This window comes from Insulibacter thermoxylanivorax (assembly GCF_015472005.1).
Lineage (GTDB): Bacteria > Bacillota > Bacilli > Paenibacillales > DA-C8 > Insulibacter > Insulibacter thermoxylanivorax.
On record NZ_BMAQ01000006.1, the window covers coordinates 55,606 to 81,841 of the forward strand.

The window sequence follows — 26,236 nt, forward strand, 5'->3', positions numbered from 1 at the left end:
GATAGATTCCACCGGGATGAATGCAACAAAAAAAGTGCCATACAATTCTTTCAATCCTTTCAAAAGAATTGTATAGCACTTTGTGGAAAATTGGAAGACTTTTGATTGATTTTAGTCACATTTTGCCGGCGGATTTCCATGATCCGAGTCGAGATTGATCTTCTCGGACAGCGATTCTTTGATGACGGACACGACCATCTGCAGCAGATAGTTGATGTCCGCTTGCGTCTGTTGGAACTGTGCAACGATCGGAATTTGATCAAGTTCGTCCTGCAGTTCTTCGATCTCCTTCTCGATTTTTCGCACCATCTGCTCATTTTTGAACGTGGTTTCGAAGGCGACTAGTTCCTTTTGTTTTTTCTTGATCAATTTAATTATCGATTGGACGCGTTCGTTCTCTTGAATCTGTTTCTCCGCCTTGCGGTAGATGGCCACTTCCTCGGAAGCAGCAATCACATCTGCCAGCTCCTGCGCCTTTTTCATGATGTCGCCGCGGACATAGAGGTCGCGGACATGAACCAATTTCAATTCTTGTGCTTGTTCAGACATGGGATACACTCCTTCTATTCAGCGCTGGCCGCTCACGCTTCCAAAGCGTGGACCGCTGCGATTTCACCTTTGAACAACCAGGTCTGAACCTCGGTGATCTTGACATCGATGAATTGACCTGTAAGCGAAGCCGGTCCCTTGAAATGAACGAGTTTGTTCGTTCTGGTGCGGCCGGAAAGGAATTCGGGATTGTTCTTGCTGACGCCTTCGACGAGCACTTCTACCGTCTGACCGCTCAGCTTCATGTTGTCCTTCAGACTGAGTTCAGCGACCAATTCATTCAAGCGATTCAAGCGCTCTTTCTTCACTTCCATCGGCACATCATCGGCCATCTTGGCTGCTGGCGTGCCCTCACGCGGAGAGTAGATGAAGGTAAAGGCTGAAGCGAACTCTGCTTCGCGCACCAGAGACATCGTCTCCTCGAACTGCGCATCGGTCTCGCCTGGGAAGCCCACGATGATGTCCGTTGTTAAGACCACGTTCGGAATCGCTTCTTTGATCTTGCGCACCAGCTCAAGATAGGACTCCCTCGTATACTTGCGGCTCATCTTCTTCAGGATCTCATTGCTTCCCGACTGCACAGGCAGGTGGATATGTTCGACCATATTGCCGCCGCGGGCCAGCACTTCGATCAGCTTATCATCGAAATCGCGCGGATGGGAAGTCGTGAACCGCACACGCGGAATATCGATCTTCTGAATATCCGCCATCAGATCGGCAAAGCGGTAGTCGATATCCTCGAAATCCTTGCCGTAGGCATTCACGTTCTGGCCAAGCAGCGTGATCTCCTTGTATCCTTGGCGAGCCAGCTCGCGTACCTCCGCGATTACGTCCGCCGGCCTCCGGCTGCGCTCCTTCCCTCTCGTATAAGGAACGATGCAGTACGTGCAGAACTTATCGCAGCCGTACATGATGTTCACCCATGCTTTCAAACCGGCGCGCTTCTTCGGCAGGTTCTCGATGATGTCGCCTTCCTTCGACCAGACTTCGACAACCATCTCCTTGGCGAACACCGCTTCGCGAAGCAGCTCCGGCAAGCGATGGATATTATGGGTGCCGAAGATCAGATCAACGTACTGATGTCTGGTCAAGATGCGATTGACCACGCCTTCCTCTTGCGACATGCAGCCGCATACGCCGAGGATGAGATCGGGCTTTTCCTTCTTCAGCGATTTGAGATGACCGAGTTCGCCGAACACCCTGTCTTCCGCATTTTCACGAACCGCACAGGTGTTCAGCAAGATGACATCCGCTTCCTCCCGGTTATCGGTCCAAGTGTAGCCCATCTCCTCGAGCATGCCCATCATCATCTCGCTGTCATGCTCGTTCATCTGACAACCGTAAGTTTGGATATGATAGAATTTGCCCTTGCCCATAGATTTAAGATCATCAGCGATCTTAAAATCATAATGAACACGAACATCCTCCTTACCGCGTCTCTTCGCGTCTCGGTAGGATGGCGGTTGAAAATATATCGAATAGTCCTTTGCAGGTTTCTTACGATCCGTCACACTGCGCACATCCTTTCTCTCGCAAACCTTTCACCATTATAGCACCACTGTGTGAATAAGATCAATTTCTAGCTTACACCAGCAAGGAAGCCGCAGTGCAACGGGTTCTGTGCGTAATTACGCTGAGATTGCAGCTCTGATCCAAAGAGCTGACCAGCAGGTCCGGCAGATCCTCTCACTGCTGCGATTATTCGTCGAGGATGATCGCTTCCCCGCCGTTTTTGACGCCGGCAGCATTGGCCTCATCCGTATCGATATGCATGTCCAAAGCGAATTGGTCGGAGACACGCGCGATGACATCTTCAAAGATGAGCGGGCGTTCACCGATGACTCTGACGCGCAGCTTCTGCTTGTCTTCGATGCCCCACTTCTTCGCATCCTCCGTATGGAAGTGGATATGGCGCGCTGCGACGATCACTCCTTCTTCAATCTCTACTTCACCGGCAGGTCCGATGATCTTCACGCCCGGCGTGCCGGCGATATCTCCGGATTCACGCACCGGTGCTGGAATGCCCAAAGCATAGGAATCCGTACGCGAAATTTCAAGCTGCGTCTTGCTCCGTGCAGGACCAAGAATACGAACTTTGTCGAATCTGCCCTTAGGACCGACAACGGCGACGGTTTCTTCTGCAGCATATTGCCCCGGCTGCGAGAGGTCTTTCAAGACCTTGAGTTCATAGCCCTTGCCAAACAGAATCTCAATATGTTCTTGAGAAAGATGGATATGTCTTGCCGATACGCCTACTGGTACTTTTTTCATAAACGATCACTTTCCTTTCTAAGTTCGATGGCATAAAAAGTATAGTATCATCATGCGTTATACAATTATAATTATACGCCAATAAATCATTATAAGCCAAAAACAAACAAGCGGCATACGGTCTTACCCGTTGCCGCCGGATGTTCATAAATTTATCTAAATTCCACCATCAATTCTTCAAAATCTTCCTCTGTTAATCTGATATCCTGATTGACAAGGGGTTCTTTCTTGAAACCCGGTACGAGATCTTCATAGGACTTGCGTGATGTATCTTGATAGATCAAGCCTGTCAGCAGCCCGTTCGTCTCCATGATCTTGCTCATCGCCATTACCCGGTTGGACGGGTCATAGTCCTCGAATTCGGCGAGATCAACGATATTCTCCTTGAACCAATCGTAGGTATTGATCTTGTTGAAGGTGACGCAAGGGCTGAATACGTTGATAAAGGCGAATCCTTCGTGTTTGATCCCCTGTTCGATCAGCTCTGTCAGCTGTTTGAGATTGCTGGAAAAAGACTGGGCAACGAAGGTTGCGCCGGCAGCCATCGCGATCTCAAGGGGCGAAAGCGGGGATTCCACGGAGCCCTCCGGAGTCGACTTCGTCTTGAAACCGAAGGCGCTGCGCGGTGAAGTTTGACCCTTCGTCAAACCATAGATCTGATTATCCATCACGATGTAAGTAATATTCACATTGCGCCGAATCGCATGAATCGTATGCCCCATCCCGATGGCAAAGCCGTCCCCGTCACCGCCGGAGGCGATGACCGTCAGATCACGGTTAGCCAGCTTCAATCCCTGAGCGATGGGCAGAGCGCGTCCATGGATGCCATGGAAACCATAGCAGTTGATGTAACCGGAGATGCGGCCGGAGCAGCCGATACCGGACACAATGGCCAGATTCTCCGGCTCTAAGCCTGCATTGGCCGCTGCCCTTTGGATCGCAGCCTGTACGGAGAAGTCCCCGCATCCCGGGCACCAGTTCGGCTTGACATTATTGCGGAAGTCTTTAAACGTAGCCATCTTAGATCAGCTCCTTACAAGCATGGTACAGTTCAGAAGGCAGGAACGGATTGCCGTCATACTTTAAGATATTGCGAATCTTCTCATGTGATCCGACATGTAATTTGATCTGATCAGCCAGCTGACCGGTGGCATTGTTCTCGACAACGGCGATGACCTTCGCCTTCTCGATATATGGTCTAAGTTCTTCTGCCGGGAACGGGCAGATCTGGCGAATCGTGATATGATTCGTCTTCGCATCGAGCCGGCTGCGCGCCTCATCGATCGTTCCGCCCGTGGATCCCATGCCGATGATCAGGAGATCCGGTTCTTCATGCGGCGCGTCTATCTTGATCGCATCGGTGATGCGCAGGTTCTTCAGCTTCTTCAGACGCTTCTCCATCATCTTCTTGCGGTTCACATGATTCTCAGAAGGCCTGCCTTCCTGGTCATGTTCGACACCTGTAACATGATGCAGACCATGCTTGTCGCCGGGGAGAACACGCGGCGATATCCCGTCCTCTGTGAATTCATACCGCTTGAACAGCTCATTGGCAGCAAGCGGCGGAAGGTCCCTTAACAATTTACCGCGTTCAATCTTTACCCGGCTGAAGTCAAGTTTCTCAGCCGACTGCTTGCCCAGAGACAATTGCAGATCTGTCATGATGATGACCGGGCATTGGTACTTCTCTGCGATATTGAAGGCTTCCACTGTATCATAGAAGCATTCCTCGATCGTGCTCGGAGCGATCACGACTTTCGGGATCTCTCCATGTGTGCCGTATACAAGCGCATTCAAATCACTCTGCTCTTGCTTCGTCGGCAGTCCCGTACTCGGGCCGCCGCGCTGTGTATCGACGATGACGATGGGCGTCTCCGTCATGCCGGCAAGGCCGATCGCTTCCATCATCAGCGACAATCCCGGACCGGCGGAAGCCGTCATCGCCCTGACACCGCCGTAGTTGGCGCCGATCGCCATCGTCACTGCAGCGATCTCATCCTCCGTCTGCACGACGGTGCCGCCGTACTTCGGCAGTTTCCTGATCAGGTACTCCATAATCTCGGAAGCCGGTGTAATCGGATAAGCTGCCATAATCCGACATCCGGCTGCAAGCGCTCCCAGTCCAATGGCGTCGTTGCCGATCATGAACAGCCTCTCCGCCCCGTCCCCCGGTGCCAAACGGAACTCTTCCAGCGGACCGCCCGTCAACTCTAAGATGTACTGCGCGCCCCGCGATACCGCTTCCACGTTTTTCTCAACAACAGCAGGTCCTTTGCGTCCAAACTCCTCTTCCACGACTTCCTTGATGACATCAATCGACAAACCCAGCAAAGCAGCAGATGCCCCCGTAGCCACCATGTTCTTCATCAGCGAAGTGCCAAGCTCCTCCGCGATGCCGGTGAAGGGTACAGCATACAACTTCGCAGACAGGTTTTCAGGAATGGTCGGGTTAAACTTTGCATCCGCAATAATAATTCCGCCTTCCCTTAATTCATGCGCGTTCAGATCGATCGTTTCCTGATCGAACGCAACCAGAATGTCCAGGTCGTCGGAGATCGCGCGGATTGGATAGGTGCTGATGCGAATCTTGTTGTTGGTATGACCGCCCTTAATCCGAGAAGAGAAATGACGATAACCGTACAGATAATAGCCTAGACGGTTAAGGGCTGTCGAGAAAATTCTGTCCGTGCTTTCCAAGCCTTCCCCTTGTTGTCCCCCGATCTTCCATGATAGCTGGCTGATCATGCAAGTTCATCTCCTAGAATTATTTTAATTTTAGTCTCTATCTCACCTTAAATATATGATTAGAGTATGGAAAAAGCAAGGGGTGGATAGATAGCTATTTTAGATTGAATCGATGTCGAATTGAGATCGATTAAATCGACATGCTTCGCGGTTTTCGGCCATATGAGAGGTGCCGAATAAATAAGAGATGAACCGAAGTTCATCCCTCTTATTCCGGCAAGTTGGCCTCGAGAAACCGCCGCCAATTTTGATGCAGAAATTTCTCAACTTGTTCGCTGCTGTAATGTTTGTGCAAGGCTTCAGTCAACTTCACATATTGTCCTGGATGAGTCAGTCCGTGTAGATATTCATCGATGCCGTCGAAATCCGAGCCAAAGCCGACATGATCTTCCCCTCCCAAGGAACATACGTGGTCAAGATGCTTCAGCACATCAGCGATCCCCTGCCCGCCGCCGATAAAATCCGGGACGAAGGTAATGCCGATGCATCCGCCGCGAACGATCACCGCTTGGATCTGCTCATCGCTTAGATTGCGAGGATGACCGGTGACCGCTGCTGCGTTGGAATGAGATGCGATGACCGGCCGCTTGCCAAACTCCAGCACCTCCCAGAATCCCGGCTCATTCAGGTGAGAGATGTCGATGATCATCCCGATCTCATCACAGCGGGCCACAAGTTCTCTTCCCTTAAGCGTAAGTCCCGCCCTCCTCTCCTCCAACACGCCGTCCGCCGCCCAGTTCGCATAGTTCCATGTCAGCCCGAGACAGCGCACACCCAGATCATAAGCCCGCTGCAAGTATTCCAGGCTGCCCATCAGTCCTTCTGCGCCTTCGAGGGTGAGGAGAGCGCCGATTCCGCCTTCCCGCTCTGCGCGGCTGAGGTCCTCACGGCTCTTGACGAAGACCATCTTCGGCCGGCTTAAGATCGAAGTGTGGAAGGCATGCACCGCTTCTTCTACCATCTCGAAGGTCGGCACCCGGTCCTCCGGCAGGAAGATGGCAAAGGCTTGCAGTCCGATCCCGCCCTCCACCAGCCGTTCATAGGTCACATCCAAGGTCTTGTCATCCGAGAAACTGAGTCTCGGCTCCAGCAGCATCTTATATAACACATCGCAATGCAGATCATAGATTCGCATGGGATCCCTCCGTAATTTCTTTGATGTTATCGCTGATCAAATGACATAAAAAAACCTGTTTACAACCGTAAACAGGTCGATGGATTATCTTCCACTCATACTTTATCTAGGTTCTACGATGAGCTTGATCGCTGTGCGATCTTCCCCGTCAATGACGATATCAGTGAAGGCAGGAATACAGATCAGGTCAACTCCACTAGGCGCTACAAATCCTCTTGCGATAGCGACTGCCTTTATCGCTTGATTAAGCGCACCTGCACCGATCGCCTGTAATTCAGCGGCGCCGCGTTCACGCAGAACGCCAGCAAGTGCACCAGCCACCGAGTTTGGGTTGGACTTTGCAGAAACTTTTAATACTTCCATGAACAGTACCTCCTCGGGAACGATGATGATTCCTGTAGTAATACTTATTCGAGAGAAGCAAAAAAATTCCTTCATTCCAGCGCCCGATTAATCGAAATATTTTGACACTTTGTTGGTTTTCAGTATGATTCGAACATCAGTTCATCCTCATACTGGCGAATGAGCTTGATCGCCTGCGCTTTGCCCGATGCCTCGTCAATTTCTATATATACACCATGGAACTGCCACTTTCCTTCATCCACCGTAAAACGTACGGGCAGCTGCGTAAGAAATTTCTGCAGAATGGGCTGTTTCTGCATGCCCAAGATTCCCTCATAGGAACCAACCATCCCGACATCGGTCACATAGGCGGTACCATTCGGAAGAATGCGTTCATCATGGGTCTGCACATGGGTATGGGTGCCCAGCACAACGGATACACGGCCGTCCAGATACCAGCCAAGTGCGATTTTCTCAGAGGTCGCTTCCGCATGGAAATCCACCAGGATGCACTTGTGCTTCTTCTTAATCTCTTCTTCCAGCAAAAGATCCATCAAGCGGAACGGGTCCTCCAAAGGCGGCAGATAGGTGCGGCCCTGCAGATTGACGATCACGAGTTCCTTGCCGTTGGCGCTGATGACTGTATATCCTCTTCCCGGTGTGCCCTTGGGATAATTCGCGGGTCTTATGATCCGCGGCTCCTCATCGATAAAGTCGAAGATCTCTCTTTGATCCCATGCGTGATTGCCCAGGGTCAAACCGTGTATGCCTGCCTCGAACAATTCATGGGCGACCGCCTGCGTCAACCCTCGGCCCCCGGCTGCATTCTCGCCGTTAGCGATAATGATATCCGGATTATACTTCTGTTTCAACAGGGGCAGGTATTGTTTAACGGCTCTGCGTCCTGATCTACCGACGATATCTCCAATAAACAGAACTTTGATCGTACTTCCTCCTATCTATTCTACGAGAAGAAAAGTGGCCGAATCAGCCACTTTCCCCCAATTACTTAGCGTATTCAACTGCTCTTGTCTCGCGGATCACCGTAACCTTAATATGTCCAGGATAATCGAGTTCGCTCTCGATCTTCTTGGAGATCTCACGCGCAAGACGGACGCTTTCCGCATCATCGATGCGGTCAGGATACACCATAACGCGAACTTCCCGACCGGCTTGGATCGCGAAGGATTTCTCGACGCCTTCGAAGGAGTCGCAGATCTCTTCGAGCTTCTCCAAGCGTCTGATGTAAGTTTCCAGCGTCTCCCGTCTTGCTCCGGGGCGAGCCGCAGACAGAGCGTCAGCTGCTCCTACCAGCGTAGCGATCACGGATGTTGGTTCCGTGTCCCCGTGGTGGGAAGCGATGCTGTTAATCACGACAGGATGTTCTTTATATTTTTTGGCCAGTTCTACACCGATCTCGACATGGGAGCCTTCCACTTCATGATCCAGCGCCTTGCCGATATCGTGAAGAAGACCGGCACGTTTCGCCAATGTAATATCTTCTCCCAATTCAGCTGCCATTAAACCTGCCAAGTATGCGACTTCCATCGAGTGCTTTAACACGTTCTGACCGTAGCTTGTCCGGAACTTCAACCGTCCCAGTATCTTGATAAGATCTGGATGCAGTCCGTGCACACCGACTTCGAAGGTGCATTGCTCACCGTATTCACGGATGCGTTCATCGATTTCCTTGCGGGATTTCTCCACCATCTCTTCAATCCGCGCTGGATGAATCCGGCCGTCCGCCACCAGCTTCTCCAGAGAAGTTCTGGCGATCTCGCGGCGAATCGGATCAAATCCAGACAGGATCACAGCTTCTGGAGTATCATCGATGATGAGATCAATGCCGGTAAGCGTCTCGAGTGCACGGATGTTACGTCCCTCACGACCGATGATTCGTCCCTTCATTTCTTCGTTCGGCAGCGTAACGACGGATACGGTCGTCTCAGCCACATGATCCGCTGCACATCTTTGAATCGCGAGCGCGATTATCTCTCTCGCACGTTTGTCGGCTTCTTCTTTTGCTTGCTGTTCGATATCTTTGATCATCTGCGCAGCATCATGGCGAACTTCCTTCTCAACGTTGGAGAGGATGATCTGCTTCGCCTCTTCCATCGTCAAGCCGGATACACGTTCCAGTTCGCGCACCTGTTGTTGCAAGATCTGATCGATCTGCGCCTGGGTTTCTTCGATTTGCTTTTCTTTGTTGGTGAGCTTCTCTTCTCTGCGCTCTAAAGATTCTAATTTTTTATCCAGCGTTTCCTCTTTTTGCAATAAACGGCGTTCTTGTCGGCCGATTTCGTTGCGTCGTTCACGAATGTCCTTCTCAGCTTCGGTTCTCAGCTTATGGATTTCATCCTTCGCTTCCAGAACCATTTCCTTCTTCAGTGCCTCGGCGTCCTTCGCTGCATCCTCCAAGATGCGCTGCGCCGCTTCTTCCGCACTGGAAATCTTAGCCTCAGCAAGAGACTTGCGGATAAAATAACCAATCCCAAAGCCTAGAGCTACACCAACGAGTGCTGCGATGATTCCAACAACAGTAGTGGGCATACTGTTTCACCTCCTCGTTGAGGACACCATGGGTCGCTTGGGATTTTCGGTTGTTCTGGAATAGTCAGTCCGTACATTTACCAATCTTCACAAGTCATACATACCGGCAAGAGCCGTCTTACATTCGAGCTTATGGTCAAGCTTACTTGGGGCGATGGTATCAATTGGCGGAATGTAGTCGCAGAATAGAGAGACTGCGAATATACCATCTTATTTATTGTATATTTTGTAAAATGAAATTGTCAAGGAGCAGACAGCGTAATCTTCGATAATATTCACAATAAACGCCTCAATCGTTCCATATCCTCCAAGAATCCTCCAGCAAGTGCCAGAATAGCTTCAAAAATCCTTGTGAATTCTCGGGACTATTAAGTTCAGGCGGATGCTATACGTGAGACAACAATAGGTGTTGTCTCAGACCGCAGCCAGCAGATTCTATCCGTGAGACAACACGATCTGTCGGTTCAGGTTATTCCCACTCTTCGTATGAATCGGACTCGACCTGATTCCGTTCCTGCTCCGCACATTCGTTCACCACTTTACGCACAATATCTGCAGGAAACCCCCTTCGCATCAGATAACCAGCTGTCTTATGCCTACGGACCATGCGTTCGCCTTTGGTTTGCCGCCATTTTTTGAGTCCTAGATGAAGGGCTTGCTCGTATTCCGTCTCATCGTCCAATGCGTTGAGCGCAGCATCGATATGCTCCTTCGCCACCCCTTTTTGCATCAGTTCATGGCGAATTAGATTCCTTCCCTTCTTCTGTGCGCGCACGCGCTGTTCCAGCCACTGTTCTGCAAAAAGACGGTCATTCAACAATTCCAGCTTGCGCAGCTTCTCTGTTACCGCCTCGATAACATCTTCTTGTTCGAATCCCGCTCGCCGTAATTTGTTCACGATCTCCTGCTCGGTATGCGGTCTACCCGCGAGCCAGCGGAGCGCCCTGTCCATCGCTTCATTGATACGTTCTTCCTGTTCAAGCCGAGCCAAATCCGCAGCATCCAGTTTCCGTCCTTTAAGCAGTTGCATCGTCACCAACGTATCTTCATGCACCGTATAGGCGAACTCTCCGTTCAGATAGATATCATAATGCCCGGCCTTCCTGAGATGCTGTTCGACCCGCGTAATCTCGTACTCTGTTTGATCTTCCTGCGGCAGTTCGCTGCGCAGATCTGCCATGTCAGCTTTCATGCCATGAGATTTTCCCATTCCAGCTTTCAAACGATCTCCCATGAACCTTGTATTGTCCATCGGCCACTCCTTATTTCAGATCAATCACATAAAAATAAAAGGGAAGAAAGTCCGCAATCAACGCACCGAATCGGCATGCGTGCAGGCTGATTACGAACTTCTGCCCTTTACATTGTACTCTTATTCGCAGCAAATGAACAGGTTTTATTCGAGTTCCAGTTCATCTGCAAATTCTTCAGCGTCATCGCCGGCACTGAAGGTCGCCGAAATCCCTTTGATCGTGGTCACTTCGCGGATGCGACTCTCGATGAGTTGAGCGATGTCTGGATTATCCTTTAAGTATTGCTTCGCGTTCTCACGCCCTTGACCGAGTCGTTCTCCATCAAAAGAGTACCACGCGCCGCTCTTCTGCACGATATCGAGATCCGTGCCGATATCAATGATGCTGCCCTCACGGGAAATTCCTTCCCCGTACATGATGTCAACTTCAGCTTGTTTGAACGGAGGCGCCACCTTGTTCTTAACAACCTTGATGCGAGTCCGGTTGCCGATCACTTCGCTGCCTTGTTTGATCGACTCCACTCTTCTTACCTCAAGACGAACGGAAGAATAGAACTTCAGAGCGCGGCCCCCCGGCGTCGTCTCGGGATTGCCGAACATGATGCCGACCTTCTCTCGCAGCTGGTTAATGAAGATGGCGATGGTCTTCGACTTGCTGATCGCACCCGACAGCTTACGCAGCGCTTGGGACATCAGGCGCGCCTGCAAGCCGACATGGGAATCTCCCATATCCCCCTCGATCTCAGCCTTCGGTACGAGTGCGGCAACGGAGTCGATCACGATGATGTCGATCGCACCGCTTCGTACGAGTGCCTCTGCGATCTCCAAAGCCTGTTCTCCGGTATCCGGCTGAGAGAGCAGCAATTCATCGATATTCACGCCCAAATTGCGAGCGTATAACGGATCCAACGCGTGCTCCGCATCGATGAAGGCTGCTTGTCCGCCAACTTTCTGCACTTCTGCGATCGCATGCAAAGCGACCGTCGTCTTACCGGAGGATTCCGGTCCATAGATCTCAATGATCCGCCCGCGGGGGAAACCTCCAACGCCGAGGGCTATATCCAGTGCCAACGCACCGCTGGACACCGTTTCTACCTGCATTTGAGCGTTCTCGCCCAGTTTCATAATAGATCCTTTACCGAATTGTTTCTCAATCTGGCGCAATGCCATCTCTAATGCAGCTTGACGATCTGTCACAAGCTCACTTCCCTTTTCTATCAATTATACGTATATGATACCGTCTTTCTCGGTCCTTGCCAAGTACTTTTCGAACATACATTCGGTTTATTAAATCATATGCACCTTGAATGCGTGTCTGTGGCTGGTGTGTGACAGGAACTGATGATATGCATAAGTGATATGCATATGTATGTGAATCAGCGCGCATGGGATGGTATCGGCTAAGGCGTATATATGTCTATGTTCGCTGATCTGTCGATGTGGGTCAGCGATCGATGCTTCGGTTGTATGCATATCAGTTGACGCAAATCAGTATCCGTCGAAGGAGATCAGTGAAATGTCTATCATTTGAACCCAGATAAGTTGAGCGTATGTTGGTTGTATAGAACAAACAGTTGCCGGCAACAAAAAAACCGCAGCATCTGGCGAGCAGTTGCTACGGTTCTTCCGCTAAGTTTGATTATATCATACAGAAATTTCAATAGACAAGAAGTTTTATGTACATTTTTGTGTTTGTTGTATAGCGATGCTATGACGATCTTATTTTCGTTCCGCATAGAGGCCCGCGCTCTTCCGCAAGCAGATATAACGGATTTTGCAATCTTAACACGTGGTCACGTCTGTCTGCACACTGAAACGGCATAATTTGTCGGCTCACGACTGAGTCGCGCCAGTACGCACACTGTATCGACACATTTTAGCGTCTCACGACTCGGTCACACCTGTCTGCAGTGACCCATCGTATTCGTCCGTATTAGCATCGATCATCCTAAACCGATCATCCTAAATGATGCCTCAATCACCCGCCCCGGCCGCTCCCTCTTTCAAATGCTGCCAAAGACGATAGAGCACCGACTTCGCCGCACGCAGCCGAATCATCTCGCGATCCCCGGCGAGCCGCAGGGCATAGGAGCAGACTCCCGCCTCGCCGGCTACTGCGATGAATACGGTGCCCGGCGATTTACCTTCGGATGGCCCCGGCCCGGCAACGCCGGTAACCGCAACTGCCCAATCTGTATGGAAGGCCCGCCTTGCCCCGAGCGCCATCTCCTCAGCGGTCTCTGAGCTGATCGTACCGTGCTTCGCGATGGTCTCCTCGCTTACGCCAAGTTGTTCGTGCTTCGCGCGAGCGGAATAGCTGATCACTCCACCTGCGTATACTTGCGAACTTCCCGGTATACTGGTAAGCAATTGTCCGACTAATCCGCCGGTGCAGCTTTCCGCAGCGGCTACCGTTTGTCCAGTTTGCTGCAACCATTCAACGACGGCCTGTTCTAAGGGAATATCCCGCTCCGCATAAAGATAACGACCGACGCGGCCTGCGATCGCTTCGATCGTCGGCTGCAGCTTTGCTTCGGCTTTTTCTTGACTTGGCGCCTTCGTAGACAGCCTAACAGCCACTTCCCCATCTTTCGCATATGGTGCGATCGTTGGATCCGTCTGCCCATCGATGAGATCGATCAACTCCTGTTCCAAAGCTGATTCGCCGATTCCTGAGAACTTTAAGGTGATCGAATACAAAGCTTCTGCCGATCCGTTCCGCGACTGGATCCATGGAACTGCATACCGCTCGAACATCACCTTCATCTCGCGCGGCGGTCCAGGCAGCAGCAGCCAATGCTTTCCTTCATGGGTTAGAGCAACGCCGACAGCCATACCGTTGTCGTTCGGGAGAACATCTGCTTCGGATAATATCATCGCTTGCCGAGCATTATTATCCGTCATGGTTAAGCCGCGAACAGCATAATATTCGGCAATCGATTCCAAGGTCGGCTCATGCATCAATAATTTGCGCCCCGTATATTCAGCCAGTACTTCCTTGGTGATATCATCCTGTGTCGGTCCCAGCCCGCCAGTAACGACGATGAGATCAGAACGGGCTGCCGCCGTCTGAAAGGCAGCGTTAATCCGCCCTGGATTATCACCAACGACGGTATGATAATAAACATCAGCACCGATGGCATTTAGTTGCTGCGAGAGATATTGGGCGTTGGTATTTACGATCTGGCCCAACAGAAGTTCTGTTCCGATCGCGATAATCTCCGCTTTCAAAGTCGCTGCACCTCTTCACTGCCGAAGCAAAGTATCACATATCACACCTTCTAACCCATCTTAATCTGATCCGTCTATGTGATCCATCTTCATGATCTATCCATTGATTCAAGCCTTGCTCCCAACTTTTGTTCCAATATCTTTCGCACAACAACATCTTGTGTTCCAGCATCTATTTCCTTAATCGAACAGATCCAGTCCCGCACCGCAAACCGCTTCTATTCCGCTATTGCGCTTATCAGCTGCACATACTGCGAGGCAGCTTACTCGATCGGGATAAGATCTCGATTTTTCACGAAATAGTCAATGCCCGAATAGATCGTGATCACCGCCATTACCCAGCTCGCGATGACATCGAATGGGAAGTTGATGAAATGGAACGGAAAGTTGTTGATCAATAAGAAAATAATCGCCGTGATCTGAACGGCCGTCTTCCACTTGCCCCACTTGCTGGCGGCCAGAACTTTGCCTTCTAAGAGGGCGATCTGGCGCAAGCCGGTTACCGCGAATTCGCGGCTGATGATCACGACGGCGATCCACGCATCCAGCTTGCCCATCTCGACGAGCGAGATCAAGACAGCCGCGACGAGCAGCTTGTCAGCCAACGGATCCAAGAGCTTGCCGAGGTTTGTGACCAGCTTATGCTTACGTGCTAGATAGCCGTCGATCCCATCGGTGCTCGCTGCGATGATGAAAATCAGCGCAGCGATAATCTGATTGTATGTAATCTGGAACGTTTCGATGCGAATCGGCGGCAGCTGCAGATTCACGAGCAGGAAGAACATGATCAGCGGCACCAGGAAGATCCGCGCTATCGTTATTTTATTCGCTATATTCATCCGATCCCAACCCCCGACAAGTCAAAATCATAAGCATGCGTGATATGTACAGGTATGATCGTGCCGATCTCGGCATGATCCGTCTTAACATATACCTCACCATCGATCTCCGGCGCATCATACTGTGTCCGGTCTATATAGACATCGCTGCGCCCATCATATTGCTCGATCATCACATCGAGGACTTGACCAACTTTACGGCTGTTGATCTCTCCCGCGATGGTTCTCTGCAGTTCCATAAGATAGGCTGCACGATATTCCTTCACCTCTACAGGCAGTTGATCTGACAGTCTGGCCGCCGGTGTATCCTCTTCCTGCGAGTAGGTGAACACACCCAAGCGATCGAACTGCATCTCCTCAACAAACTCGCACAGCCGCTGGAAGTCCGCTTCCGTCTCCCCCGGGAAACCGACGATCAACGAAGTCCGATAAGCCCGACATGATCTCCGAATCGACGAGGTTCTTCTCACAACCAAGCGTTACAACCTTTACTCGTTCAGTCATGGTTTCATTCCTCCTGTTTCCAAGTACGGATGTGATCTAAGTTCATATAGATGAGCCTAGATTTCACCGTCATTAAATGGACAAATGCCCCTAAACAAGGGGCTTCCATGCCCCATAAACCTGAACGAACGTTTCCTGTCCTCAATCGTTTCATCCTCGACCATATTCAGCCTCGACCGCCGCCAATACGACTCTTTATTACCAGCCAAAACCTCACAGATCCCTAGGACTATCTCAGGTTAACAAACTGAACATCTACGGGCAGATCGGCTTCCCTGCACATCGCCATCACTCGCTGAAGATCGTCCTTGCTCTTGCCGGACACGCGAATCTGATCTCCTTGAATCTGACTTTTCACCTTCAGCTTAGAATCGCGGATCATCGTGTTGATCACTTTCGCCGTTTCCTTGTCGATGCCTTGTTTGATCGTGATCGTCTGTCTTACCGTCCCGCCCGCAGCCGGCTCCATCTTGCCGTATTCGAGGCTTTTCAAGGAGATCCCGCGTCTGACGAGCTTGGATTGTAAGACATCGATGACGGCATTCAGCTTGTATTCATCGTCGGATATGACGATGACTTCGCTTTTCTCCTGCTTGATCTCACTCTTGCTTCCTCTAAAGTCATACCGGGTCTCAATCTCGCGCATCGCTTGATTGATCGCATTCGATAACTCCTGCAGATCCACCTTCGATACGATATCAAAAGAATATTCACTCATCCGTGATCTTCCTTTCTTGATTAAAGTCCACGTACAAATTATATCAAAAGTAATCCACTAAGGAAAAACCTGCACCATCTGCGGCCGCTTATTACACAAAAAGAGACTGCTGCCGAAGGCAAACAGCCTCTTGTTCAATGCGAAATCTTATTCCCGAGTCATCATTCTGACTTCTCAAGCTGGATCATGACATGGAACGAACCTTCCCTTTCGCTCGGTTTGAATTCGATGCCGTTCACCGTCAACTTGATCGTCTTCGCAAAACCGAGATGAAAGTGGCCGACTTCCTCGAATTCATAATCCTTTGCCTCTCCCGGCTTCAACATTCCGGTATCGATCTGATTCTGCCTGTACCCGCCGTCATAAATGGCATACCAACAGTCATTGCTCTCCGACTCCATGCGAATGTGAAGTTTGTCGACATGCTTCAGAACATAAAGATCCGCCCCGTTTTCGGTGCCTACTTTGGCCAGCACCGGCTCAGGCTGAGGTTCGGGTTCCGGCTGAAGAGGAATGGCGGGATCAGCGGAGGTGTCAGGTTCTATAACATGATCGCCGATGGTGCCGTCAGGATCTTCGGGCATCTCCTCTTTCTGAGTAATGGGGATATTCTCATCAATCTCGTTGCGAGGTTCGGCATTCTGATCAAGATAATAGTAGATGACGCCGACAACAACCGCAAGAAAACAGATGAAAACCAGCGTCGAAGCAAGCTTCGACCATTTCTCTGCGTTGATATTCTTGCGGCGGCGTGATTTTGTGTAGATCTCATTGTGGGTTTGGGAGTCGGGATCAGGCACCACATTGCGGTATAAGCGCATGACTTGCTCTGCATCAAGTCCTACGGTTTCAGCATAACTCTTAATAAATGCTCGAACATAGAAAGTTCCTGGAAGTACCTTGAAATCCCCTTTTTCGATCGCTTCTAGATACCGCTTGCGGATCTTCGTGATGTTCTCGACATCTTCCAGCGTCATTCCTTTCTCAAGTCGAGCTTCTCGCAGCAAATCTCCTAACTCCTTCACACTTTCACCTCCTAAAGCTCATATAATAGTTCATTTCCGTGTAAGCCACGATCGATCTAGATATCGGTTCCAAGTTATGAAAGCTGACATCCCAGGGATGATACCAAGAAATTCTGCATCATTCATCCGATAGAACGATGTTCCCCTAGGATCTCCAGTCCTATCCGCTTCAGCGCTTCTATGTAAGGATCAACCGCACAGGATTGATCCGAATATTCATTCTTCAGGTTCAGATCATAGAATCTGTGAACATTGAGATTCATAATCATAAGACCTATAAACTCATGCTTGCTATGAATCCAAAGAAGGATGATGGTTTGGGATAGTTTATGATCATAGACCCGTACCAAAGTCTTAATTAACACTCACCTTTATGAATGAGATTCTACAAAGTTCGTGGAATTCCTTCTCTAATCTACAAGAGGTTTAAAATTTCTAATAAAGGCAATGCCTTCCGGAAAGGAAGGCATCGCTGGACAAGCTTATTTCTGATCAACCAGCTTAACCATCAGCCTAGCAAGGGTTTTCCTTTCTTCCTCCGTACTGACATCCCACAGATCTTTGAGAAGGCGTTCCTCATTGTTCTGAGGGTCAACCTTCTTATCCAAAAATTCACCGATCTGGAAGGCGAGCTCTGAGATCGTCTCATCGCTCATGCCTACAGCTTGAGCTTGGTTCACTCGCTCTGCAAGGAAGGCCTTCCATTTCTCGAAGGTCTCAAGAACCGTATTCATACCAGTACCTCCTTGTACAAGAGTTTTGATGAACAGTCGTAATATTCGCAACTCTCGCCAAGAATATACCGGTATGCGTTGTTTTTTGGTGGTAAGCTGCAGAGACTGACCGTCTTAACTGCTTCCATCCCTTATGTTAACCATCCCCCGTTCGGACTGATGATCTGGCCGGTAATATAGCCCGATTCAGGCAAAGACAGAAAGTACACCAGTGCCGCAATTTCCTCTGGGCTCGCCAGGCGGCCGGCCGGAATCTCCTCCTTCAACGCCTCTAAGTCGTCGGTTTCCAGGTGCTGAAGCATCGAGGTATCCACCGCCCCGGGCGCCACAGCATTCACCGTCACGCCCGACGGTGCAAGCTCCTTCGCTAAGGCCTTCGTGAAGGCATTCAACCCTCCCTTGGCCGTTGAATACAGAACTTCGCAGGACGCGCCGGTTAGTCCCCAGATAGAGGATACATTGATGATTCGGCCGTACCGCTTGCTTACCATCTCCGGCATAAAAGCCTGCGTCATGAGGAAGACGCCTTTGAGATTGACGTTCATGACGTCATCCCATTCTTCTTCGGTTACATCGATCAGCATCCCGTAATGGGCGATGCCCGCATTGTTCACCAAGACGTCGGGCAGCATCCCGAGAGATTCCAGGTGTTGTTTCATCTGTACGATCTGCTGCTTTGATCTTAAATCCGCCGTCACCGTCACGGCCCGTGCACCGAGCTCTTCACATTGCCTGGCTGTTCGCTCAGCCTCCTCATGCGAGCGATTGTAATGGATGATGACATCCATCCCCTTGGCAGCGAAAGTTCGGGCGATGGCGGCTCCGATTCCCCTGCTCCCTCCTGTGACAAGTGCTGTATGATTCTTGCTGTGTTCAGCCACGTGTTTCCCCGCTTGTCACGATCGATACGGACATCCGATTCACAGCGAAGTGTTCCCGGATGCGCTTATTCACTTCATCAACGGTCAGGGCTTCATAGGTTGGGAGCAGTTGGAACCAATCGATGCCGCGGTATTTGTACTTCGTATATTCACTGACGATCGCCTCCGGCGAGTTCATCGAGCGCAGAAGCACGCCGATCCGCTTCCGCTTGCTGCGCTCGAAGGACGGCTCATCAACGCCTCGCTCGATATATCTTTGGATAAACTCCAGAATGCGTGTCGTCAGGCGGTCCGGATCCTTCGTATCGCCGCCGACTGCCGAATAGGCGAAGTCCGGATACAGATTAAACTCATGTCCAAAGTTATCCGTGATCAACCCTTCGTCATACAGTGTTTGATAACATTCGGAACTCGGACTGAACAGCACATCGAGCATCACGCGGCTTGCCGCTTCCGTCTTAAGCGGATCTTTGTTCGCTATACTGTTTACTTCTTTGAAGCCGATGAGGCACTTCGGCAAAGCAACAGGCAGCTGCGTGACCCTTCTGCTTTCAAGAACTTCTTCCGGTTCCGCTTCATAGAATCGCTTGATCCCGCCTTGCGGAGCAAAGGATTTCGCCGCTTGGTTGTCGCGGACCAGCTTGGCGATACGCTGTGGATCGACGCCGCCCGCAACGAAGACCATCATATTGCTCGGATGATAGAAGGCCTTGTGGCATGCAAGCAGCGTGTCGCGGTCGATCTGGCTGATCGATTCGATCGTTCCCGCGATATCGATGCGCACGGGGTGTTTCTGAAACAGCGCTTCGACCAATCCATAGTATAGACGCCAGTCCGGATGATCCTGGTACATCTTGATCTCTTGGCCGATGATGCCTTTCTCCTTATTCACGCTCTCCTCGGAAAAATACGGCCGCTGTACAAAATCAAGCAGCGTCTCCAGATTCTCTTCCACATGACTGGTTGCAGAAAACAGATAAGTCGTACGGTCAAAACTGGTGAAGGCATTCGCCGACGCCCCGCGTGAAGAAAACTTCGCGAACACATCGCCGTCCGGCTCTTCGAACATCTTGTGCTCCAGGAAATGCGCGACCCCGTCCGGCACGCGGATCGGTTCCCCGCCTTCCACCTGAAAATGGTTGTCGATCGATCCGTATCGCGTCGTAAATGTCGCATACGTCTTGCTGAAACCTTGTTTAGGGAGCACGTACAGTTCTAAGCCGTTGTCAAGCTGCTCAACATACAGTGTCTCGCGAACCGCTTCATAGTGAATCTGTTTCATTGCCCTGCCTCCCCGCCTTCATCGTTGCGTAAGAAATAGACGGTATCGAGTTCGACTTGCTTCGCAATCTCGACAACCGCCGCCGCATCCGCCGCCTGAATCTGATCGATCAACTCCTGTTTGCTGCGGGTTCTGCCGGATAACACCGTGTTAAAATGATACCCGATTTGCTCAAAAGCAGAATCATTCATCTCATGCAGAGTATTGATGATCATCGCCTTTGTTTTGTCCAATTCATCCTCTTCGAAACGCCCCTGCTTCAGATCCTCCAGCTGCTGACGGATGATCGCCTCTGCCTTCTCCTTATTCGCGATCTCGATCCCCGTCTGGATCGTCAAGATCCCTTTATGTCCGTCATAACGAGAAGAAGCATAATAAGCAAGGCTTTCTTTCTCCCGCACATGGATGAATAACTTGGAATGCGGATATCCGCCAAGGAGACCGTTATAAAGAAGGGCAGCCGGATAGGCATCGTCCCCGTATGTCACATAAGCACGCAGCCCCATGTTCAGTTTGCCCTGATTCACATCAAGCCGCTCGATTACTTCGCGGGGTTCGACCGCCTGGATTCTATCCCTCACCGGTTCATAGACAGAGAGCTTCGAGCGTTCCAGATCAAACTCCCTGCGGATAAGAGGTTCAACATCTTCCAAGGTCGTATTGCCTACGATATAGATATCGAAACAAGCTTGATCTAACAGCCTGCGGTAAGCATCATACAGCTGAGAAGCATCGATGCCATCCAGGTCATCGGCTATTCCAAGCGGCGATAAGCGATAGGGTTCATCCTTGCACATCTCCGCAATGCAGCGTTCCGCCGCATATTGAATCTTGTTGTTAACGATAGATGCAATCCGCTTGCGCAGCGTTTCCTTCTCAGCGCGCACATAGGATTCCTTGAATTTGCCGTCTTCAAGCACCGGGCGCAGCAAGGTATCCGCCATGAACTGGATGGCTTCCTGCAGCAGCGAATTCGATTCACTGCTGAGATAAGTGTCATCTACGATGTCCATGCGCAGGATGACGATCTGGTAGTTCCCCCGCTTCACGATATCGAAATTGAAGCCCGCGCCGTACAAGTCATCGAGCCGTTCACGAAACTGCTTCGTTTCCGGGAAGTTCACATTCCCCCGCCGGAGAACATAAGGAATAAGCGCCGTCGTCGTCACCGTATCCTCATTCAAAGGAACCCCCATGTAGACTGCAAGGGAATAGGTTTTGAACTGTTTCGACGGCAGCACGTGCAGACGCATGTGATTGACTTCAGCGCTGGCGAATGTTGGCATAGAGATCTCCTCCATTAACTTCCATTCTAACATACAAAAAAACGAATACCACCCTGCTTATGAGAGTCATATTCGCTTAGACCGGATTCCATACGAAAAAGTTTCTTGGCTCTAGATGGCTAGAACTTATCCTGAACTTATCCTGAACTCTGCTCACATACAGAAGATATGTTTGCCGATGCGCTTCACTTGCGGCCGGGACCAGATCCAAGCAGAGGTAGCGGTATCCGGATTAAAATAATAAACACAGCCGCCCGTCGGATCCCATCCGTTCAGCGCATCGCGCACCGCTTTCATCGCCTTTTCATCCGGCGTCAGCCAGATCTGCCCGTCGGCCACGGCGGTGAAAGCCCGCGGTTCGAAGATCACGCCGTAGATGGTATTCGGGAAATTGCTGGATTTAAGCCGGTTCAAGATCACAGCCGCGACGGCAACTTGACCTTCATAAGGCTCTCCCCGCGCCTCTCCGTAGACGGCATTCGCCATATAGCGCAGATCCGTCTCCGATAATCCAAGATGGCTCGAAGCGGTCATATTCAAGCTGCTTTGGTTCCCTTGCTGGGCAGACTTCGGCGGCGAAGCTGCATCATCCTGCCCAGGGCGCCAGGCTTTGGTCGCCTCCCACAGCTTCAACTTCGTCTTGCTGCCCGCGATCCCGTCAACTTTCATGCCGAAGGCGCTTTGGAAATGCTTGACCGACTGCAAGGTTTTATACCCGAAGATGCCGTCTACTTCTCCATGATAATAGCCGAGGTATTTGAGCCGGCCTTGCAGTTCACGCACATCACTGCCCGTGGAGCCGTACTTTATCGTCGCTTTGCTGAAGGTCGTCTCCGTCCGCCACAGATCGTAGAGGTTAAGTCCGCCTGCTGTGCACAATATGAAACTGATCAGGACCACGATAAGTCGTGTTCTATTATGCATGAGCGCTAACAGCCTCCCTTATCTCATCGAAACGATTGAGTTTAGTATGAGACAAGGGCCGAACTGCTATTCACTATTGAAGATTCACTAGTTATATCATGAACTGATGCGGCGCTGCTGATACTGTTCCATCGTCATCAGGACTTCACGCGGCTTGCTGCCCTCATATGGCCCGATGATGCCGTTCGCTTCCATCGCATCGATGAGACGTGCGGCCCTCGTATAGCCGATCCGCATTCGGCGCTGCAAGAGGGATACGGAAGCCTGCTTCGCCTCGATGACGATTTGCACCGCTTGATCATAGAGTTCGTCCTCATGTTCTTGTGCCTGTTCCTGCACTTCTTCGATCTCCGGAACAAGATCGGTGCGGTACTCAGCTTCGCCCTGCCTGCGGACAAAATCGCACAATGCTTCGACTTCCTGTTCGGTGAGGAAAGCGCCTTGGATGCGCAGCGGCTTGCTAGCGCCGACGGGCAGGAACAGCATATCCCCGCGGCCGAGCAGTTTCTCTGCACCGGCGCTGTCGAGGATCGTCCGCGAGTCGACCTGGGACGATACGCCGAAGGCGATCCGCGACGGAATATTCGCTTTGATCACCCCGGTGATCACATCCACCGACGGCCGCTGCGTAGCGATGATCAGATGGATGCCGGCGGCACGGGCCATCTGCGCAAGCCGCGTGATCGCTTCTTCCACATCGCCTGCAGCTACCATCATCAAGTCCGCCAACTCATCGACGATAACGACGATATAAGGAAGCGGCGCCTCGCTCTCGTCGCCGGAAGCGATTCGCTCCTGAATCAGCGCATTGTATCCCTCAATATTGCGCGTACCAGACTTAGAGAATAACTCATAGCGCTTCTCCATCTCAACGACGATCTTCTTAAGCGCGAGAGAAGCTCTGCGCGGATCGGTGACGACAGGGCTGAGCAGATGGGGGATGCCGTTGTATACATTCAGCTCCACCATCTTCGGGTCGACGAGCAGGAACTTAACTTCCGTAGGTTTGGCTTTGTATAGGATGCTCGTGATGATGCCATTAATGCATACAGACTTTCCGGAACCCGTCGCACCAGCTACCAAGAGGTGCGGCATCTTCGCGAGATTGGCGACGATTGCTTTGCCGCTGATATCCCTGCCCAGAGCAATCGACAGCTTCGAAGAAGATTCATGGAAGGCCGAGCTCTCCATCACTTCGCGCAGCGTGACGATCGAGATCTCATCGTTCGGCACCTCGATGCCGATCGCGGATTTGCCGGGGATCGGCGCCTCCATTCGGATATCCTTCGCTGCCAAGGCCAGGGCGATATCGTCGGTGAGATTGACGATCCGGCTGACCTTCACACCGATATCCGGCTGGATCTCATACCGCGTAACGGCCGGACCGCGCACGACTTCGAGGACCCTTGCACGCACGCCGAAGCTTTCCAGCGTCGCTTCCAGCTTGCGTGCATTCGCCATATAATCGGCCTGTCCCCCCTTGCCGCCCGGCGTGCTGGGTTTGTTCAACAAACTGAAGGGCGGCAGCTGATAAGGACGCTGCTGCTTCTCCGGCTTCGCGGAGATCTGCACGCGTATGCTGCCAGTTTCCGATGAAGCAGTCCCTTCTTCATCCTGCGCGTCTCCTTCCCGTGCAGGTTCGTCAGCGAACGCATCTTCATCTGCCGTGCTTGTCTCTGCAGGCAGTTCGTTAAAGGTTTCATTTTCCGATGGATCCCTTTGAAGAACGTCGGCCGGAACATCCAAGTTTTCCGAATCTTCGGCAGCATCCGCCTGCTCCGTTCCATTCACTTGCAGTTCGACACGGTCAAGGAAGTCGCGGAACACCGGCTCCGCAGTTTCTTCTCCATAATGAACGCCCGACATGCCGTCCAGTTCCTCATCATCATACGCCATCGCCTGCGTCTCATCGGTCCAACCGTCTTCATCCTGCTCATCCTTCTTCTGCTGATCCGGGAAGAACAGGTTGAAGAAAGCCGGACGCCGCTTCGGCTTGCGGTAAGGATTATAGGTTTCCTCGTCGATCACCGCCGGCACGGCCAGCTCATCCGCATCATCGGGATCGATTCTCTCAAGCTCCCGTTCAAGCCTCTTATGCTTGTTATGTTTCCTCCATTCGCGCCATCTGATCTTCAGCACCTTATAGAACTCACGAAGTTTAAGGCGCGTTGACTTGAAAATCTCGGTATAGGTAATACCGGTTATGTATACGAAGCTGATCGCAAAGAGCGCAATGACCATCAGGGAAGCGCCCAGATCGGCGAAGAGAAGATACAGCACGCCGTAGCTCAGCGCTCCGATTAATCCGCCGCCGGCATTCTGGCGGAAGGTGTCGTGATCGATCCCCATCTTGAGCACATCGCGTAAATTTTCGAAGGGCTTGCTGATGATATCACCGGCTGTATATGGCACCTCTAGATGCTGCATGAGGTTCATCTGATAGGTGATGAGCACCGCGATCACAGCCAGCAGAAGGCCTGTCCTGCGCGCTGTCCAACGCTTCGGCCACCTGCGATAGATCATCACATACAAGCCGATATATATAAAAACAAGCGGTATGACATATGGTATTCTCCCCGCTAAAAAATAACATATCGCTCCTAAACTGCGCCCAACACTCCCAACGCCGGCATCAGTGCCGCCGGTGCTAGCTAACGTAATGACCGAGAATATAAGGAATAATATACCGTAAACTTCGTATTTGAGCGTTTGTTTTACTGATTTTTTCTTGCGTTTCCTGGTTCCGGCCAACGTTCTACACCTCCGCCATCATTATAGCACAGAACGAAAACCGGAACACATATTTGGTCAATCGAATTTCGGTTCGAAGCGGATCGTATTGCCCGGCATATACGCAGGATTCAGATAATCATAGGGATTGCCGCTGATCAGCCGTTCAATCCGCACCCGTCCATCCGGCAGCGCCGATACCTGCATCGTGACGCTGCCGATCGTCACTTCCTGCAGGGGATGAATCGCTGACTCCCAGCCGGCATAGAACAGTTCCTCCGCCGGGACGATGGAATAATGGGTCATTGAACCACGCCTCCTGCAAGTTTTCTTCTCTCCTCGATACGTTTGTTCAGCTCGCTGATCGCATCGGCGATTCCCCCCACCTGTTTGATCAGCCCCTTCTTCACCGCATCGGCGCCGATGACCGTTGTCCCGATGTCGCGGGTTAATTCCCCCGTCTTGAACATCAGGGACTTCAGTTCCTCTTCTGTGATCGATGAATGATTCAGGATGAACCGAAGGACCCTCTCCTGCATCTTGTCCAGATATTCGAAGGTCTGCGGCACGCCGATCACCAGGCCGTTAAGCCGGATCGGGTGGATCGTCATCGTCGCTGTCTCGGCGATGATCGAATGGTCGCTGGATACAGCGATCGGCACACCGATGCTGTGGCCGCCTCCGAGCACCAAGGTCACCGTCGGCTTCGACATCGAAGCGATCATCTCCGCAATGGCCAGCCCCGCTTCGACATCACCGCCCACGGTGTTCAAGATGATCAGGATCCCCTCGATCTTCGGGTTCTGTTCCGCGGCGACGAGCTGCGGGATGATATGCTCATACTTCGTCGTCTTATTCTGCGGCGGCAGGATTATATGTCCTTCGATCTGTCCGATGATCGTCAAGCAGTATATATTCGAGTCCGTTTGCGTCGCTGTGATATTCGCTTGGCCCAGCTGCTGAATGCTGTCCACAATGCCCGACTTTCTCTTCTCATCATCGGTATGCGGTGCGTTGCTTTGATACGGGATCCGATGCATGATGTATTCCTCCGATTCTCTATCATGCTGATTACTGTGCAGCTTACTGTTCCGCGAACACATGGGCAGCAAACCTGATTCGACCATGCCGCATGTGCTTAGCGGACCCTTCCTAGTATTGAAGTGCAGGGGTGAATTTATGCATCGCCTGTTACACCTGGTGAGCTGATGCAAAATAAAAAAGCTTCCCTGCAGCGA

Annotated in this window: 24 protein-coding genes and 1 pseudogene; all 25 read right to left on the reverse strand. The window is 51.3% G+C overall.

Going from position 1 to position 26,236, the window contains the following annotated elements; all coding sequences use genetic code 11:
- Positions 1-111: 111 nt before the first annotated feature.
- The 25 genes and pseudogenes from PRECH8_RS04640 to PRECH8_RS04755 all read right to left on the reverse strand — a co-directional run bounded on the left by PRECH8_RS04640 (position 112) and on the right by PRECH8_RS04755 (position 26,038).
- Entirely contained in the window at positions 112-549 is a 438-nt protein-coding gene (locus PRECH8_RS04640; RefSeq protein WP_200965930.1) for a YlbF family regulator, read from the reverse strand.
- Between the two features lie 32 nt (positions 550-581).
- Positions 582-2,060 carry a tRNA (N6-isopentenyl adenosine(37)-C2)-methylthiotransferase MiaB gene (gene miaB / locus PRECH8_RS04645; protein WP_200965931.1) on the reverse strand — a complete coding sequence of 493 codons (1,479 nt, stop codon included), beginning with the start codon at positions 2,058-2,060 and terminating at the stop codon, positions 582-584.
- A 187-nt stretch (positions 2,061-2,247) separates the two neighbouring features.
- Complete coding sequence (gene pduL / locus PRECH8_RS04650; protein ID WP_200965932.1) at positions 2,248-2,820, reverse strand: phosphate propanoyltransferase; 573 nt, start codon at positions 2,818-2,820, stop codon at positions 2,248-2,250.
- Between the two features lie 152 nt (positions 2,821-2,972).
- The gene (locus PRECH8_RS04655) at positions 2,973-3,839 is read right to left on the reverse strand and encodes a 2-oxoacid:ferredoxin oxidoreductase subunit beta (RefSeq protein ID WP_200965933.1); all 867 of its coding nucleotides are present in this window, start codon (positions 3,837-3,839) and stop codon (positions 2,973-2,975) included.
- Position 3,840: 1 nt separating this feature from the next.
- Complete coding sequence (locus tag PRECH8_RS04660; protein WP_200965934.1) at positions 3,841-5,565, reverse strand: 2-oxoacid:acceptor oxidoreductase subunit alpha; 1,725 nt, start codon at positions 5,563-5,565, stop codon at positions 3,841-3,843.
- 208 nt (positions 5,566-5,773) lie between these two features.
- Positions 5,774-6,700: a dipeptidase gene (locus PRECH8_RS04665; protein WP_200965935.1), complete on the reverse strand. Its 927-nt coding sequence runs from the start codon at positions 6,698-6,700 to the stop codon at positions 5,774-5,776.
- A 102-nt stretch (positions 6,701-6,802) separates the two neighbouring features.
- Positions 6,803-7,063, reverse strand: a complete 261-nt coding sequence (locus tag PRECH8_RS04670) for a stage V sporulation protein S (RefSeq protein ID WP_006286829.1) — start codon at positions 7,061-7,063, stop codon at positions 6,803-6,805.
- A 119-nt stretch (positions 7,064-7,182) separates the two neighbouring features.
- Positions 7,183-7,986, reverse strand: a complete 804-nt coding sequence (locus tag PRECH8_RS04675; protein ID WP_200966079.1) for a TIGR00282 family metallophosphoesterase — start codon at positions 7,984-7,986, stop codon at positions 7,183-7,185.
- Positions 7,987-8,047: 61 nt separating this feature from the next.
- Positions 8,048-9,592 carry a ribonuclease Y gene (gene rny, locus PRECH8_RS04680; protein ID WP_200965936.1) on the reverse strand — a complete coding sequence of 515 codons (1,545 nt, stop codon included), beginning with the start codon at positions 9,590-9,592 and terminating at the stop codon, positions 8,048-8,050.
- A gap of 469 nt (positions 9,593-10,061) precedes the next feature.
- Positions 10,062-10,784 carry a regulatory protein RecX gene (locus PRECH8_RS04685; protein ID WP_207161769.1) on the reverse strand — a complete coding sequence of 241 codons (723 nt, stop codon included), beginning with the start codon at positions 10,782-10,784 and terminating at the stop codon, positions 10,062-10,064.
- Positions 10,785-10,988: 204 nt separating this feature from the next.
- Positions 10,989-12,041, reverse strand: coding sequence for a recombinase RecA (recA, locus tag PRECH8_RS04690; protein WP_200965938.1), 1,053 nt, complete (start codon positions 12,039-12,041; stop codon positions 10,989-10,991).
- Between the two features lie 777 nt (positions 12,042-12,818).
- Positions 12,819-14,075 (reverse strand): competence/damage-inducible protein A, encoded by a 1,257-nt coding sequence (locus PRECH8_RS04695; protein WP_200965939.1) that lies wholly within the window; start codon positions 14,073-14,075, stop codon positions 12,819-12,821.
- Between the two features lie 263 nt (positions 14,076-14,338).
- The gene (pgsA, locus tag PRECH8_RS04700) at positions 14,339-14,914 is read right to left on the reverse strand and encodes a CDP-diacylglycerol--glycerol-3-phosphate 3-phosphatidyltransferase (protein WP_200965940.1); all 576 of its coding nucleotides are present in this window, start codon (positions 14,912-14,914) and stop codon (positions 14,339-14,341) included.
- Positions 14,911-15,348 (reverse strand): annotated as a pseudogene (locus tag PRECH8_RS04705) (30S ribosomal protein S12 methylthiotransferase RimO); the annotation flags it as partial. The pseudogene PRECH8_RS04705 and the gene pgsA, both read right to left, overlap by 4 nt.
- Positions 15,349-15,647: 299 nt before the next feature.
- Entirely contained in the window at positions 15,648-16,136 is a 489-nt protein-coding gene (locus tag PRECH8_RS04710) for a YajQ family cyclic di-GMP-binding protein (RefSeq protein ID WP_200965941.1), read from the reverse strand.
- A gap of 161 nt (positions 16,137-16,297) precedes the next feature.
- Complete coding sequence (locus PRECH8_RS04715; RefSeq protein WP_200965942.1) at positions 16,298-17,161, reverse strand: helix-turn-helix domain-containing protein; 864 nt, start codon at positions 17,159-17,161, stop codon at positions 16,298-16,300.
- A gap of 122 nt (positions 17,162-17,283) precedes the next feature.
- A complete protein-coding gene (locus tag PRECH8_RS14375; RefSeq protein WP_207161770.1) occupies positions 17,284-17,424 on the reverse strand; it encodes a hypothetical protein in 141 nt (46 codons plus the stop codon).
- Positions 17,425-17,643: 219 nt separating this feature from the next.
- Complete coding sequence (locus tag PRECH8_RS04720; RefSeq protein WP_200965943.1) at positions 17,644-17,895, reverse strand: DUF3243 domain-containing protein; 252 nt, start codon at positions 17,893-17,895, stop codon at positions 17,644-17,646.
- Positions 17,896-18,026: 131 nt separating this feature from the next.
- On the reverse strand, positions 18,027-18,776 hold the full coding sequence (ymfI, locus tag PRECH8_RS04725) for an elongation factor P 5-aminopentanone reductase (RefSeq protein ID WP_200965944.1): 750 nt from the start codon (positions 18,774-18,776) through the stop codon (positions 18,027-18,029).
- Positions 18,769-20,058 (reverse strand): EF-P 5-aminopentanol modification-associated protein YfmH, encoded by a 1,290-nt coding sequence (gene yfmH / locus PRECH8_RS04730; RefSeq protein ID WP_200965945.1) that lies wholly within the window; start codon positions 20,056-20,058, stop codon positions 18,769-18,771. Before yfmH ends, ymfI begins: the two co-directional genes overlap by 8 nt.
- On the reverse strand, positions 20,055-21,344 hold the full coding sequence (gene yfmF / locus PRECH8_RS04735; protein ID WP_242457437.1) for an EF-P 5-aminopentanol modification-associated protein YfmF: 1,290 nt from the start codon (positions 21,342-21,344) through the stop codon (positions 20,055-20,057). The genes yfmH and yfmF overlap by 4 nt, the downstream gene beginning before the upstream one ends.
- Before the next feature lie 153 nt (positions 21,345-21,497).
- A complete protein-coding gene (gene sleB, locus PRECH8_RS04740; protein WP_200965946.1) occupies positions 21,498-22,268 on the reverse strand; it encodes a spore cortex-lytic enzyme in 771 nt (256 codons plus the stop codon).
- A gap of 96 nt (positions 22,269-22,364) precedes the next feature.
- Positions 22,365-24,791: a DNA translocase FtsK gene (locus PRECH8_RS04745; RefSeq protein ID WP_371871175.1), complete on the reverse strand. Its 2,427-nt coding sequence runs from the start codon at positions 24,789-24,791 to the stop codon at positions 22,365-22,367.
- A gap of 285 nt (positions 24,792-25,076) precedes the next feature.
- Positions 25,077-25,304 carry a YlzJ-like family protein gene (locus PRECH8_RS04750; RefSeq protein WP_200965947.1) on the reverse strand — a complete coding sequence of 76 codons (228 nt, stop codon included), beginning with the start codon at positions 25,302-25,304 and terminating at the stop codon, positions 25,077-25,079.
- A complete protein-coding gene (locus tag PRECH8_RS04755; RefSeq protein WP_200965948.1) occupies positions 25,301-26,038 on the reverse strand; it encodes a ClpP family protease in 738 nt (245 codons plus the stop codon). Before PRECH8_RS04755 ends, PRECH8_RS04750 begins: the two co-directional genes overlap by 4 nt.
- Positions 26,039-26,236 lie beyond the last annotated feature (198 nt).

Coding starts and splice junctions, on each gene's coding strand:
- PRECH8_RS04640 (WP_200965930.1), bottom strand. CDS start 549: ATGTCTGAACAAGCACAAGAATTGAAATTGGTTCATGTCCGCGACCTC.
- pduL (WP_200965932.1), bottom strand. CDS start 2,820: ATGAAAAAAGTACCAGTAGGCGTATCGGCAAGACATATCCATCTTTCT.
- PRECH8_RS04655 (WP_200965933.1), bottom strand. CDS start 3,839: ATGGCTACGTTTAAAGACTTCCGCAATAATGTCAAGCCGAACTGGTGC.
- PRECH8_RS04660 (WP_200965934.1), bottom strand. CDS start 5,565: ATGATCAGCCAGCTATCATGGAAGATCGGGGGACAACAAGGGGAAGGC.
- PRECH8_RS04665 (WP_200965935.1), bottom strand. CDS start 6,700: ATGCGAATCTATGATCTGCATTGCGATGTGTTATATAAGATGCTGCTG.
- PRECH8_RS04670 (WP_006286829.1), bottom strand. CDS start 7,063: ATGGAAGTATTAAAAGTTTCTGCAAAGTCCAACCCAAACTCGGTGGCT.
- rny (WP_200965936.1), bottom strand. CDS start 9,592: ATGCCCACTACTGTTGTTGGAATCATCGCAGCACTCGTTGGTGTAGCT.
- PRECH8_RS04685 (WP_207161769.1), bottom strand. CDS start 10,784: ATGAAAGCTGACATGGCAGATCTGCGCAGCGAACTGCCGCAGGAAGAT.
- pgsA (WP_200965940.1), bottom strand. CDS start 14,914: ATGAATATAGCGAATAAAATAACGATAGCGCGGATCTTCCTGGTGCCG.
- PRECH8_RS04710 (WP_200965941.1), bottom strand. CDS start 16,136: ATGAGTGAATATTCTTTTGATATCGTATCGAAGGTGGATCTGCAGGAG.
- PRECH8_RS14375 (WP_207161770.1), bottom strand. CDS start 17,424: ATGAATCTCAATGTTCACAGATTCTATGATCTGAACCTGAAGAATGAA.
- PRECH8_RS04720 (WP_200965943.1), bottom strand. CDS start 17,895: ATGAATACGGTTCTTGAGACCTTCGAGAAATGGAAGGCCTTCCTTGCA.
- yfmH (WP_200965945.1), bottom strand. CDS start 20,058: ATGAAACAGATTCACTATGAAGCGGTTCGCGAGACACTGTATGTTGAG.
- yfmF (WP_242457437.1), bottom strand. CDS start 21,344: ATGCCAACATTCGCCAGCGCTGAAGTCAATCACATGCGTCTGCACGTG.
- sleB (WP_200965946.1), bottom strand. CDS start 22,268: ATGCATAATAGAACACGACTTATCGTGGTCCTGATCAGTTTCATATTG.
- PRECH8_RS04745 (WP_371871175.1), bottom strand. CDS start 24,791: ATGATCTATCGCAGGTGGCCGAAGCGTTGGACAGCGCGCAGGACAGGC.
- PRECH8_RS04750 (WP_200965947.1), bottom strand. CDS start 25,304: ATGACCCATTATTCCATCGTCCCGGCGGAGGAACTGTTCTATGCCGGC.
- PRECH8_RS04755 (WP_200965948.1), bottom strand. CDS start 26,038: ATGCATCGGATCCCGTATCAAAGCAACGCACCGCATACCGATGATGAG.